Origin of the sequence: Leeuwenhoekiella sp. H156 (genome assembly GCF_052218455.1) — a bacterium.
In the GTDB taxonomy this organism is placed as follows: Bacteria; Bacteroidota; Bacteroidia; order Flavobacteriales; family Flavobacteriaceae; genus Leeuwenhoekiella; species Leeuwenhoekiella parthenopeia.
The window spans coordinates 2,748,832-2,762,642 of record NZ_CP197499.1; the positions used below are offsets into that span (position 1 = coordinate 2,748,832).

Consider the following 13,811-nt stretch of genomic DNA (forward strand, 5'->3'; position numbering starts at 1 on the left):
AGAATTTTGGATTATAAAATAGTACATATAGCCCCTGATGAAAAATTTATAAATAGTGCGTATGATCAATTTGAAGCTATTTTACCTGATCAAAATCTTTTTTTAATTCTGGTAAATCAAACGGCAGTAACTCCTTTGAATTATGTGAGTTTAAAGAAAAATATGCGCATCGAGAGCGCTTCTATAAAAAATGCTAAAGTAATTGCTAAAAAGCTACAAAGTGTGCGATACGTTGTATTTCACAGCTTTTCTTACCAGGCAAGTATAATCGCAAACAGACTTCCTAAAGAAACTATTATTATCTGGTTACTTTTTGGGTATGAAATTTATAATAACCCTTTGATAATTAATCCTTCAAAGCTTTATGGAGATCTAACAATTAAACTTAATGATAATAAAGATAGTTTATGGAAACAGTTATTGCGTATTCCTTATTTCAGAATATTTAAAGGTACGAGATCACCGAATAATGAATGTCTATTTGCGATGAGACGAACTTCGTTTATAGGCTTACCTTACAAAGAAGAATATGAATTTATAAAAAAGAAGATAGACAATGCGAAGCTATCTTTTTTTAAATTTTCATATTACCCAATTGAAAAAATGCTTGCAGACTCTCAATCTACTGTGACCGGAAACTCTGTTTTACTTGGTAACTCTGCATTTATTGCAAACAATCATCTGGAAATTTTAGATAAGCTTAAGGATTTTGATTTAAAAGATCAACAAGTAATATGTCCTTTAAGTTATGGAGATAACGATTATGCACAATTAATAAAAGAACAAGGCGAGAAATATTTAGGTTCAGCTTTTGAGCCCTTGTTGGATTTTATGCCTTTACATAAATATAATAGCTACATTCAAAGTTGTGGTTTTGCTGTAATGAACCATTATCGACAACAGGCCGTTGGTAATGTACTTGTAATGCTTTGGATGGGAGCGAAAGTTTTTTTAAATGAGCGCAACACGTTATTTGACTATTTAAAAAGGTTAGGTTTATTTGTTTACTCAATTAATAAAGATTTAAATAGTGACCAATTGAGCACTCTACTCACACCCTTGCAAAGAGAGCACAACAGAAGACTGTTAAGTTTGGAAGTTAAAGACGAAATATTAAAAAATGAGCTTCAATCATTTTTTAATTTAACGGGTATAAAATGAGTCTGAGAACTAATATTATTTCCGGAATAAAATGGTCTAGTGCCGGTACGATTTTTATTGCAATAACGGCCGTTCTTAAAATTTCTATACTTGCCCGTGTTTTAGATAAAAGTGACTTTGGTCTAATGGCTATGGTTACATTTGTATTGGGATTTATGGACCTCTTTAATGAGATGGGGCTTACATCCGCAATTCTTCATAAAAAAAATATCTCAGACAGGGAGTATTCCAGTTTATACTGGTTTAACCTTGTAATTAGTATTTGTTTGTATGGGTTATTGCTATTAGTAGTACCTCTAATTGCAGATTTCTACGAGGAACCGCAACTCAAAATATTAATACCCTTACTTGGATTGAATTTAATCATATCCGGTTTAGGTAGAATCTTTAAAACTATAGATCATAAACATTTAAAGTTTCGTACGGTAGCATGGTTCGAAATGATTGCAGCTATGTTTTCACTTATTTTTGCAATTTACTTTGCTTATAATAATTATGGGGTCTATTCCCTTATTTACTCTGCCTTAATACAGTACTCCTTATCAAATTTATTTTTTCTAGTTTACGGGTTGCATACATATGGTCTAAAGCTGCATTACAGGTATTTAGAAGTTAAACCATTCCTTAAAATTGGCATATATCAAGTCGGAGGCCAATTGGTAAATTATTTTAATAGAGATATTGATATCTTATTGGTAGGAAAGTTTTTTTCTCCTGAAGTATTGGGGGGGTATAATTTAGCTAAGCAGCTGGTAATGCGACCAATGCAGATATTAAACCCTATAGTAACTAAAGTTGCATCACCCACTCTAGCCAAATTTCAAGACTCAATACAGGAATTAAAAAAGAATTATCTTAAACTTTTAAGTATTATTGCGGCAATCAACATACCGGTTTATATAGCCTTAATAGTATTTGCGCCATTAGCAGTCGAGATTCTTTATGGCTCGGGATTTGAAGATATAACAATATTAGTGCGTATTCTTGGATTTTATATGTTAATCAGAGCAATCAATTCTCCTATTGGGAGTCTGGTTATTGCAACAGGAAGAACTGATCTTGAATTTTACTGGAATATATTAACACTTATTTTAACTCCTATTTTTGTGATAATCGGGGTAAGTTTTGGAACCATAGGTGTTGCTCTGGCAATGATGGGTTCTATGATTTTACTTATTTATCCTGCTTGGCGACTACTTATATTTAAAATGACAGAAATTACTTTTAAAGAATATCTAAGTGCGCTTATAGTATTTAATGTTCAACATTTAAGGTTGAAATAGCCGAATAAACCAAATGAATATTCCCAATCCTTGCATAGTTGTTGTTGCCTTCAATCGGCCCAATTCCTTAAAGAGATTACTCAATTCCATTAAAATAGCAAACTATCCCAATAGATCAATAAATCTTATTATTAGTATAGATTTCCATAACAGTACTCAGCACACTGAAGTTGTAGAGATTTCTGAAAATTTTATTTGGGAGCACGGTCTCAAGGAGGTTCTTATTCATAAATCCAATCAAGGTTTAAGAAAACATGTAATTTCCTGTGGAGATTTAACTAGGAAATATGGTTCTTTAATTTTATTAGAAGATGACTTGTTTGTAAGTAAAGAATTTTACAATTACGCAAGATACACTCTTAGTCATTATGAAAATGAGGATATGATTGGTGGAGTTTCACTATATACTCACCAAAAGAATTTTGTCAATTCATTAAATTTTAGACCAATAGGGGATAATTTCGATGTTCATTTTTTACAGATTGCTTCGTCTTGGGGGCAAGCTTGGACAAAAAAGCAATGGTCAGGATTTAGAAGTTGGTATGATAAGGCACAGGACATATCCTTAATTAATATGCCCAGTTATATTAAAAAGTGGCCTGAGAGCTCTTGGTTAAAATATTTCATAGGATATCTCGTAGAAAGTAATCTTTATTTCGTGTATCCTAATTATTCTCTTGCAACAAATTATGGTGATTCAGGCACTCATAATTTAACTAGTAATCATCAATATCAGGTATCTCTCAGCAATCGTAATAGATTTGTGTTACCAAGTATTGTTGAAAGCAATAATGTTTATGATAGTTATTTTGAAATTTTACCTGATAGATTGAAGAATTTACAGCCGGAATTGAAATCTTATGACTTTACGGTTGATATGTATGGACTTAAAGAATTACAATTCATTTCAACGGAATTAGTACTAACTTCTAAAAAGGTTCGTAAAAATAAAATTTTAAAATCTTATGGTCTCAGTCTTAGACCAATAGTCAATAATATTATATATAAATCGGATAATAATTTTTTCCATCTTAGTTTTAAAAAAAATATTTCGAAAACTAATCTATATACATTAAAGAATTATTTTGTATTTGACTTTAATTATTCGAGTCCTGATTTAAAATGTTTAATAGTTTATTGTTGTCAAAAAGTGTTAAAGAAATTTTTAAGATGATATTTGATGTTATAAAGTTTATACTATCCCCTTTTTATCGTCACTTCTGCAGGGTTAATGAATTTATCAAACTTAAGAGGAAATTTCCCAGCCTAAAATTGAAAGGGATTTGTAATATATATCAATCTCAATTTGGAAAAAACGTTTGTTTATATAATTGTGATATTTCAAATTGTAAAATTGATGATTTTTCTTACATAGCTAAAAGCAGTATCTTAAATAATACTCAAGTAGGTAAGTTTTGTTCAATTGGGCCGAACGTAAAATCTGGAATGGGTATGCACCCAATAAATTGGATATCGACGCATCCAATTTTTTATTCTACAAATAATTTGACAGGAAAAATAAATAATAACAAAAATTATTTCAAAGAATACGAGAAAATTAAAATTGGAAATGATGTATGGATTGGTGCTGATGTTATTATTATGGATGGTGTTACAATTGGTGATGGAAGTATTATTGGTGCAGGATCTATTGTGACTAAAAATATACCTGATTACTCAATTGCAGTAGGATCACCAGCTAAAGTTAAAAAAATGCGTTTTGAAAATGATAAAATAGAGTTGTTAAAGGCAACAAAATGGTGGGATTATCCATTTAAAAAAATAGAGAGTCATCACATTCAATTTAAAGACATACGTAATATCGAGAAATTGAAAGTTAATTTGGAAAGGGTATAAATTAAAAGTTTTATTCATCACTAAAGCATGATTTTTTGTTAAAATATCTTTTATATAGTACAATGGTTCTAGTTTTTAGTGAATCCTTAACAATTTATGGTACTATAGACTTAAAGTTTTATTATCTAATTATTTTATTCAACCTTTTCATTATTCTCGCATTTAAAAAAAATATCTATGTATTTAAATACTTTGTTCTCTTTGCTATTTTCTTATTAGTTTCTTCAATATTAACATTTGTATTCCATAATAGTTTTAAGGGTTTTTTACAAGTCATTGGTATTAGTATTTCAGTGATTTATTTTTATAATTTCTTTAAATTATTCAAACATTACCTAGGCTTAGTGCTTGAAACATATATTAAATGTGTTTACTATGTATGCATTATTGGGTTATTATTATTCTTTTATTTCTTTCTTATCCAAGGTGATTATAGTTATCGTTTACACAGTGTACTTACGGAGCCTGCCCATTTTGCAGGTATTACTCTTCCGGCTTTTTTCTTATTGACAAAGAATTTTAGAGTTAATAAAAAAAAATGGTTTATTGTTTCATTAAGCTTATTATTAAGCTTTTCATCTATAGGATTTTTGTGTGCCGGTGTTGCATTGCTATTAACATCCGAAAAGAGAAAAGCATTTAGAATAGTTTTTGTCGTATTGATTCTTATTTTAACAGGTAACGTTGCGTATTATTCTATCCCAAACTTTAGATTGAGGATTGATGATACCTTAGGAGCTTTTGCCGAAAATGATGTTTCAGATGTTAACTTAAGTACTTACGCTCTCCTATCTAATTTTTACGTAGCTAAGGAATCATTTTTACAAAGTCCTATCTGGGGAGGAGGATTAGGTTCTCACCCCAGTAATCACGAGCGCTATATTGAAAATTTGCCAGGCTATGAAAATTTCTCAGGCCCTGAAAGATTAAAGAAGTTGAATGCTGAAGATGCTAATTCTTTGCTTCTGAGGATTATTTCAGAACTAGGCTTGATAGGTATATTTTTAGTAATTTTTTTTATTAAACAAAAATATTCAAGTCAAGCTGGTCTTTCGGAACATATCTCTCGAGCAGTGCTGGTTTATTTTATTTATAAATTAATACGGGAAGGTAATTACTTCCCTCCTGAAATGTATTTCTTTGTTTTTATGTATTATTTTAATCATCTTAACATAAAAAATAATTTAATAGGGTTAAGAAAAAGCCATAATGATAATTTAAAATATGCCTGATCCTTTTATTTTAGTAGTGACTGCAACCCTAGGTAATCGAAAGTCATTAGCGAGAACAGTAAAAAGTGTAGCTGAAATTGGGGGGGCAAATGTGAAACATGTATTGATAGCTCCAAAAGAAGAAATTCAACATTTAGGAGAAAGTCATCCTCAGCTAGAGATACTCGAAGAGCCCGGACATGTCAAAGGAATATATGCTGCGCTTAACTATGCCCTTCTAAAGTATGCTCCAAATTTTGAGTATTTAACTTTTATAAATGATGATGATTTTTGGCTGCCCGCTTACCGGAATTTAATTGACCTTGTTTTGTCAAATAAAACAGTTGATGTAGCTTACGGCAGAGTGCTGTATTATAATGAGAGCGCTAATGTGATTAGCAAACAGACTTGTTCTCCCTCTTATGAAAATTTTGAAGCGCTATTTTTTTCAGACGTGATTTTATTTACGCAGCAAAGCACGTTAATTAAAAGTGAATTATTTACTGATTTAAATGGTTTTGATGAAAGCTATAAATTAGTTGCGGATACTGATTTTTGGATTCGCGCGATCAAAAAGCGGGCTGTTTTTGAATATGTAAATGCGTTTTGTGCAGGTTATACGCTTCAGGTTGGTCAGTTATCTTCAGATGGTTCATTGCAAGATGCTGAGCATGAATTATTAAAATCTCGTTTAAAAAAGCCAGGTTTTAGTAAGAGAATAGTGGTATTGCTGGTATTTCGATTGAGGAATATGTCAATTTATATAAATCGATTAATAGCTGGTACAAAATCAATGAAAACAATCTTCCGATCTGGCAACTGATTTATGACTATACTTCACGTACTTAAAAGTATTGATCCTGAAACTGGAGGTGTTGCAAAGGCCGTTTTAATTTCTGTTGAAGCACTTTCAAGGCTGAATATCAGTTCAGAAGTTGTTAGTTTTGACTACCCCGATCAAAGTTTTGTTAAAGAATCAAAAATTAAGATTCACGCTTTAGGACGTTCTGATAATTTATACGCATATTCAAAAAAATATAGGCCTTGGGCCCGGGAGCATTTCGCATCATTTGACGTCGTTATTATACATGGTCTTTGGCAATATTCTAGTTATGGAACTTATAAGTTTTGGAGGGAATTTGTCAAAAACAAAAATAGATCTACTCAATTGTGGGTCATGCCTCATGGCATGCTAGATCCTTATTTTCAAAAAGCAAAATCAAGACGTTTTAAAGCATTACGAAATTGGGTTTTTTGGAATATTCTCGAAAAGAATGTTGTAAATTATAGTACCGGACTTCTCTTTACGTGTCAACAAGAAAAAGTATTAGCTAAACATACTTTCAACCATTACATTCCCCAACGTGAAGAAAATATAGGTTTTGGAGTAGAGCCGCCTCCAAACTGTGATTTTAATTGGATCAACGATTTTAAATTGAAATTTGGTATAAATAATAGCTATATCCTATTTCTTAGTAGAATTGATGAAAAGAAAGGTGTAGATCTGTTAGTAAAAGCGTATAATGAGATTCAAAATCCAGAGAAACCAGATCTTGTAATTGCCGGTCCAGGTATTAACTCAAAATATGGTCAGATCATTAAAGGCTTAGCTAAATCTAATGAACGTATTCATTTTACCGATATGTTAGTAGGTAAACTGAAGTGGGGTGCATTTTATGGATGTGAAGCTTTTGCACTGAGCAGTCATCAAGAAAATTTTGGAATTGTTGTTGCAGAAGCTTTAGCTTGCAGTAAACCGGTTCTTATAAGTAATCAGGTTAATATATTTAGGGAAATTGAACTGGGTAATGCCGGCTTAATTGCTCCTGATACTATAGAAGGCACAAAGACTTTATTAGAAAAATGGAATTCATTTCCAAATGAAGAGAAAATATATTTAGGGGATAATGCCAGAAAAGTATATTTAGAAAAGTTCACGCCGGGTTCATTTGCACATACCATGAAAGAGGTTTTTAAAAAGGATAATTAAAATATGACAAGTTATCAAGACTTAAATTTATTTCGTTTACCCGATACATTTAGGGGAAGGTCAAAAATCACGACTCAATTGTGGTGGATTGTGCAATCAACCTTATTTTCATGGTCTCCTCAGGTGTTTTATGGATGGAGGCGTTTTTTACTACGATTATTTGGAGCGAAAATCGGGAAAGGTGTACTCATAAGGCCGACAGCTAAAATAACTTATCCCTGGAATATAGAGATTGGAGACTACAGCTGGATTGGCGAGGATAATGTACTTTACAGCCTCGGGAAAATCTATATCGGTCGACACGTTGCCCTGGCTCATAAGGTGTATCTAAATACAGGAGGGCATGAATATAATAAAACAACTTTTGACATATTTGCTAAACCGGTGTACATAAGCGATGAATGCTGGTTGACCAATGATGTATATATTGCTCCGGGTGTCAGCCTGGCCAAAGGAACTATTATAGCAGCTCGGAGTTCAGTTTTGAAAAGCATTTTAGAAGAGGGAAAAATCTGTGCCGGAACACCGGCTCGAATAATTAAAGACAGGCTTTTATGAAGCGTTTATTAGTTACAGGAGGATCAGGATTTATAGGTACAAACATTATTGAGTATTATAAAACCTCAGGTTGTTTTGAAATATTAAATGTGGATGTTAAAGCCCCTAAACTGGACACTCATCTGGAGTATTTTAAAGAAATTGATATTACCCGCCCAGAAGAATTAGAAACCGAGATACTTGACTTTATGCCGCATATTGTAATTCATTTAGCCGCGCGTACGGATTTGGATGGAGATACCGTTGAAGCGTATGCGGCAAACACAGAAGGTGTCCAGAATTTACTTGACGTGCTACTAAAGATTGACTGCTTAGAACGAGCCGTATTTGCTTCATCCATGTATGTTTGTGAACCAGGTTATACTCCCTCTGATGATAACGATTATAATCCCCATACTATTTACGGACAAAGTAAAGTGAAAACTGAGGAAATTATTAAGAAAAATAATCCCCCTTACTCATGGTGCATTATACGACCTACTTCTATCTGGGGTCCCTTTTTTGGTGAGCCTTATAATTTGTTTTTCAAAATAGTATTAGCGCGTAAATATTTTCACCTGGGTGAAAAAGCATGTAAAAAGACTTACGGTTATATTGATAATTTTGTATATCAAATTGACTGTATTTTAAATGCAACAACAGATCAGGTCAATACCAAGGTATTTTATCTTGGCGACTATGAGCCGTATAATATAAGCCAATGGGCTAATGAAATAGCAGATGTGAAGAAGATCAAAATACCTAAGATTCCTTTTTTCGCATTTCAGGGAGCCGCCCTTTTTGGTGATATTATAAAGGTATTCGGAGTAAAATTCCCAATGACCAGTTTTCGGTTAAAGAATATGACTACAGATAATATTTATGATATGAAGACGATTAAAAATATTGCTCCAAATTTACCGGTCAGCAGACTCAAAGGTACATTTAAAACTGTGGCCTGGTTGGAACAACAAGGAGTATAACCAGCAATTCATGAATCGCATTTTAGTTACCGGAGGTGCCGGATTTATCGGGTCGCATGTGTGTAAACGCCTGCTAAAGGAAGGCAATGAAGTGATTTGCCTCGACAATTATTTTACCGGCAGCAAACAGAATGTGATTGAGCTTCTGGACAATCCCTATTTTGAACTCGTGCGGCATGATGTGACCGAGCCCTATTATGCTGAAGTCGATGAGATCTATAATCTGGCCTGCCCTGCCAGCCCGGTACATTATCAGTACAATCCTATCAAGACCATTAAAACCTCGGTGATGGGAGCTATCAATATGCTGGGTCTGGCCAAGCGGGTAAAAGCCCGTATTTTACAGGCCAGTACCTCTGAGGTGTACGGCGACCCTGCCGTACACCCGCAGCCCGAAAGTTATTGGGGGAATGTAAACCCCATAGGCTTGCGTTCCTGTTATGATGAAGGAAAGCGCTGTGCGGAAACCCTGTTTATGGATTACCATCGCAGCAATAAAGTAGACATTAAAATAGTACGCATCTTTAATACCTACGGGCCCAATATGCATCCGGATGATGGACGGGTGGTTTCTAATTTTATCGCACAGGCTTTAAAAGGGGAAGACCTTACCATCTTTGGCGACGGGACCCAAACCCGTTCGTTTCAGTATGTAGACGATTTAATAGAAGGGATGTGCCGGATGATGGCCTCAGACCCTGGATTTATAGGCCCGGTAAATCTGGGGAATCCCGGAGAGTTTACCATGCTGGAGCTTGCGGAAACTGTTTTGGAGCTCACCAGTTCGAAATCCCAATTGAAGTTTATGCCTTTGCCTCAGGATGATCCCAAGCAGCGCAAGCCGGATACTTCTTTGGCCTATGAAAAGCTAAACGGCTGGGAGTCTCGTGTGGAACTGAGGGATGGGCTTGAGAAAACGATTTCTTATTTTGATAAGGTTCTTAAGAACTCTTAGGTCAAATTTTTCATTAGTTTAAGTAGTGTCTTTGTTCATTTTCTTTAGCTCGCTATTGCTTATTGGTTTTGGAGCTCTTGAACCTCGAATCTCGGTTTAGTTCGCTATTGCTTATTGGTTTTGGAGCTCGTGAATCTCCTGTCGTCGATTTGCTTTTCCAAAGAAACCCTTCGGCTATCGCTCAGGGCAGGCTTAACAAAAGAAAGGTTAAGATATTAATGCCTATGCGCCACCTGGCTCATTCGCTAAAAAGGTCTACCAGACCTTTTCTTAACGCTCTGTCCTTGCGGCTATTCTGAACCGAGGGAAGGAAATCGTTATACCCTTCGGGTTTGTATATAGTAGGATTTTTAAACATATTAGAGTTTTGCCCCCTTTTCCTTGGGAGAAGGGTTGGGGATGAGGATAAAAAAACTCATCACTCTGCATTCTGAATTGTTTCCGCGTTTGCTGAGTGAATTTTACAGAGCGAAGCGGAGTGAAGTTTGTATCGAAGCCATAGCGTTTTGATACATACGCAATACAAAATAACTCATCACTCTGCATTCTGAATCCCCAATTATTTCCGCGTCAGCTGCGCGAATTTTACAGAGAAAAGTGCAGTAAAATTTGAATTGAAGCCAAAGCTTTGAGGTTGTTCCTTCAATACGATTTCTGCTAACGTATCAATCCGTTTAGAGACCCAAGGGAATTCAGCAATTTTTTTAATTCTTTAGACTCTATTTATGGAATTCCGTAAGCGTTTTTAATATTTTTTTAAGAGTTTTGCGTTTAATGATCACAAACGCTGTTATGATGAGACGGAATATTGTTTTATTAGCTCTGGTATTTTTTTGTTTTAATTCCTGTGTGTCTGAACTTCGGGAAGATCTGGATAACTTACGCCGGGAAGTAAATGCTCAGGCTCAAATACTTGAAGCTTTGCAGGCCAATTTGAGTATTACCGGAGTTGAAGAAGACACAAATGGTTACCGAATTGTTTTTTCGGATGGAAGTGCCATCAATTTAGAGGATGGAAAGACTCCGATCATTAAAATAGGAGCTAGTGGAAACTGGTTTGTAGATGGGGTAGATACCGGTGTCAATGCGATGGCACAGGACGGGATGACCCCTACTGTAGAAATTGGAAACAGCGGCAACTGGATAATTAATGGTACGGATACAGGTACAGCGGCCAACGGAGTTGAGGGGGCTGATGCACCCCGAATTACTGCTATTGTACAAACGCTTACCGGCTTTCAATTTGACTTTTCGGATGGTTCCATCCTGAAAGTGCCTTATGCTATAGGTAATAAGCGTATCGCCTGTTGGGGCGATAGTTTAACGGCCGGTAATCAATGGCCTGTGCTTTTACAAAATATCTTAGGGGCGACATATTCTATTGTAAATTGCGGGGTAGGTGGGGAAAATTCACTGACCATTGGAGCGCGGCAGGGCGGATTGCCGATGTATATTGATAAACCTTTTGTATTTCCTGAAGATACGGAAGAGCTGATACTTGGGGATTATGTAAATCCACCCTTTATGTCTCTACATACGCCAGAAGCGGATGTCAGACCTTTATTGCAGGGAGGTTTTTCAACTGTAAACTCCTGTAAAATAGGAGGGATTGAATGTATACTAAGATGGACCGGGACTTCCTGGAATGACGCAGATGGTAAATATACCATTCAGCGGAAATACCCCGGAGAATCCTATTCTGTGCCAGCACAATCGTTGGTATTTACTTCTTCGATGCGGGAATTGCGCAATTTGTATGCTAATATTTATTTTATCGGTCAGAATGGAGGCTTCAGTTCTCCTGATGATTTAGTTGCTCAGTATAAAAAAATCGCAGAGTTCAGTGGGTCTGCAGATTATATCATTATCGGTTTACATAAAGCAGGATCTGTATCGCGAATGAAAGCTATTGAAACCGCAATGCAGGCTGAGTTTGGAGCTCGTTTTATCAATTTGAGAAGATATCTGGCTTCCAATGCTTTACGGGATGGTGGTTATACACCAACACCCGAAGATCTATTCGCTATGGAGATGGGGGAATGTCCGCCTCAATTTCTTAGTGATGGGGTGCATTTTAATGAAAAAGGGAATCGGGTCATTGCAAATTTGACCTATCAGCGCATGCTAGATTTAGGTATGTCGGAGTAAAATAGCAGTTTAACACCGGTATAATACGTATTAGGTCCCGGCACTCTTAGTTTTGTTGAATTCGCAATACGAAATAACTCATCACTCTGCATTTTGAATTCTGAATTGTTTCCGTGTCGGCTGCGTGAATTTTACTGAGTGGTGCGGAGTAAAGTTTGTATCGAAGCCAGAGCGTTTGTAAGTAAGAAGCGAGAAGTAGACCCTTCGATACGATGCTCTCAGGGTCGCATCACTCAGGGTTCCGAAAAATAAAAAATTAGAAATACGAAATACGAAATCAGTTCAAAGTTCTGAGTTTGGAGTCAAGAGTGCGTTTTGTTGTTGAAAAGAGAACAAAGAGAAAATAGTAGAGAGAATTGAATAATACCATCAAACTCTTCATTCTGCATTCAGAATTAGTGGGCAGTCTCAGTGGGCAGTTTCAGTCATTTCGAAGGAGCCCAAAGCGACGAGAAATCACATCTGATTGAGGTTGCGGGTTGCAGGTTAAAGGTGAGAGGTGAGAAGTGACCCTTCGATACGATGCTCTCAGGGTCGCATCACTCAGGGGCCCGAATAATAAAAAATTAGAAATACGAAATACGAAATCAGTTCAAAGTTCTGAGTTTGGAGTCAAGAGTGCGTTTTGTTGTTGAAAAGAGAACAAAGAGTAAAGAACAAAAAGTAAAAAGAATTGCTTATCTCATTGAACTCACCATTCTGCATTCCTAATTCAGAATTAATCAGCAATATCAGTAGGCAGTTCTCGGACTTTTATATGGAATTAAGTAATTACAAATGAGCAGTGAAAAGTAAGAGGTGAGCGGTAGAAGGTGATAGGAAAGAAGTAAAAAAACTCTGCACTCTGAACTCAGCATTCTATATTCCTGATAATTTTTAACAAATAACAAATAACAAATAACAAACAACCCAATTCGTGAAAATATCCATCATTACCATAGTCTATAACAACCGGGAGCATATCGCTTCGTGTATCGAGAGTGTATTGGGGCAGACCTATGCAGAGGTGGAGCACCTGGTTATCGACGGGTGTTCTACCGATGGCACGCAGGAGGTGATTGAGGCCTATGCTGATAAATTGGGATACTATATCTCTGAACCGGACAAGGGGCTTTATAATGCGCTGAATAAAGGGATTCAAAAAGCCACGGGAGCTGTGATCGGCATTTTGCATTCGGATGATTTGTTTTATGCTTCCGATACCCTGGCACAGGTGGCAGCGGCCTTTGAGCACAGCGGGGCTGATTTGGTTTACGGCAATGGGATGTACGTTGACCGGGATGACATCAATACGGTTAAGCGGGTGTATCGCAGTAAGCCTTTTAAAAAGCGGTATTTAAACTGGGGATGGATCCCATTACATACCACGATCTATGTTAAACGGGAAGTTTTTGATACCTATGGACCTTATGATGAAGGCTATCGAATCGCGAGTGATTATGAGATTTCGCTGCGCTGGTTTAAGGCTCCCGCTTTAAAGACCTATTTTTTAAAGGCCTGGCTGGTTAAGATGCGTCTGGGAGGCAAAAGCACCACGGCCAGCCTGCAAAAGCGGAAGTCGACAGAAGATTTACAGATCATTCGTAAGTTTGGTTTGTTGGGGTATTATACCCTTTTTTCTAAAATAGGCCGGAAAATCCCGCAATATCTCATCCCAAAGTTTAAGAAGTTTAGTTAAAAGCATTT

Annotated in this window: 12 protein-coding genes; all 12 read left to right on the top strand. The window is 35.9% G+C overall.

The window, feature by feature from the left end:
* Window positions 1-6: 6 nt before the first annotated feature.
* The 12 genes from ACSSS3_RS11935 (at window position 7) to ACSSS3_RS11990 (ending at window position 13,803) form a co-directional block, all read left to right on the top strand.
* Window positions 7-1,161, top strand: a complete 1,155-nt coding sequence (locus tag ACSSS3_RS11935) for a TDP-N-acetylfucosamine:lipid II N-acetylfucosaminyltransferase (protein ID WP_442844795.1) — start codon at window positions 7-9, stop codon at window positions 1,159-1,161.
* Complete coding sequence (locus ACSSS3_RS11940) at window positions 1,158-2,444, top strand: MOP flippase family protein (RefSeq protein WP_442844796.1); 1,287 nt, start codon at window positions 1,158-1,160, stop codon at window positions 2,442-2,444. Before ACSSS3_RS11935 ends, ACSSS3_RS11940 begins: the two co-directional genes overlap by 4 nt.
* 13 nt (window positions 2,445-2,457) lie before the next feature.
* Entirely contained in the window at window positions 2,458-3,618 is a 1,161-nt protein-coding gene (locus tag ACSSS3_RS11945) for a hypothetical protein (protein WP_442844797.1), read from the top strand.
* Window positions 3,615-4,301: a CatB-related O-acetyltransferase gene (locus ACSSS3_RS11950; protein ID WP_442844798.1), complete on the top strand. Its 687-nt coding sequence runs from the start codon at window positions 3,615-3,617 to the stop codon at window positions 4,299-4,301. The genes ACSSS3_RS11945 and ACSSS3_RS11950 overlap by 4 nt, the downstream gene beginning before the upstream one ends.
* A gap of 35 nt (window positions 4,302-4,336) precedes the next feature.
* A complete protein-coding gene (locus ACSSS3_RS11955) occupies window positions 4,337-5,533 on the top strand; it encodes a hypothetical protein (protein WP_442844799.1) in 1,197 nt (398 codons plus the stop codon).
* Window positions 5,526-6,335, top strand: a complete 810-nt coding sequence (locus ACSSS3_RS11960; RefSeq protein WP_442844800.1) for a hypothetical protein — start codon at window positions 5,526-5,528, stop codon at window positions 6,333-6,335. The genes ACSSS3_RS11955 and ACSSS3_RS11960 overlap by 8 nt, the downstream gene beginning before the upstream one ends.
* Window positions 6,336-6,338: 3 nt before the next feature.
* Window positions 6,339-7,502: a glycosyltransferase gene (locus ACSSS3_RS11965; RefSeq protein WP_442844801.1), complete on the top strand. Its 1,164-nt coding sequence runs from the start codon at window positions 6,339-6,341 to the stop codon at window positions 7,500-7,502.
* A gap of 3 nt (window positions 7,503-7,505) precedes the next feature.
* Window positions 7,506-8,060: a WcaF family extracellular polysaccharide biosynthesis acetyltransferase gene (locus tag ACSSS3_RS11970; RefSeq protein WP_442844802.1), complete on the top strand. Its 555-nt coding sequence runs from the start codon at window positions 7,506-7,508 to the stop codon at window positions 8,058-8,060.
* Window positions 8,057-9,022: an NAD-dependent epimerase/dehydratase family protein gene (locus ACSSS3_RS11975; protein WP_442844803.1), complete on the top strand. Its 966-nt coding sequence runs from the start codon at window positions 8,057-8,059 to the stop codon at window positions 9,020-9,022. The genes ACSSS3_RS11970 and ACSSS3_RS11975 overlap by 4 nt, the downstream gene beginning before the upstream one ends.
* A 10-nt stretch (window positions 9,023-9,032) precedes the next feature.
* A complete protein-coding gene (locus ACSSS3_RS11980; RefSeq protein ID WP_442844804.1) occupies window positions 9,033-9,977 on the top strand; it encodes a UDP-glucuronic acid decarboxylase family protein in 945 nt (314 codons plus the stop codon).
* Window positions 9,978-10,769: 792 nt separating this feature from the next.
* Window positions 10,770-12,125 carry a PL29 family lyase N-terminal domain-containing protein gene (locus tag ACSSS3_RS11985; protein WP_442844805.1) on the top strand — a complete coding sequence of 452 codons (1,356 nt, stop codon included), beginning with the start codon at window positions 10,770-10,772 and terminating at the stop codon, window positions 12,123-12,125.
* Window positions 12,126-13,041: 916 nt separating this feature from the next.
* A complete protein-coding gene (locus ACSSS3_RS11990; protein ID WP_442844806.1) occupies window positions 13,042-13,803 on the top strand; it encodes a glycosyltransferase family 2 protein in 762 nt (253 codons plus the stop codon).
* Window positions 13,804-13,811 lie beyond the last annotated feature (8 nt).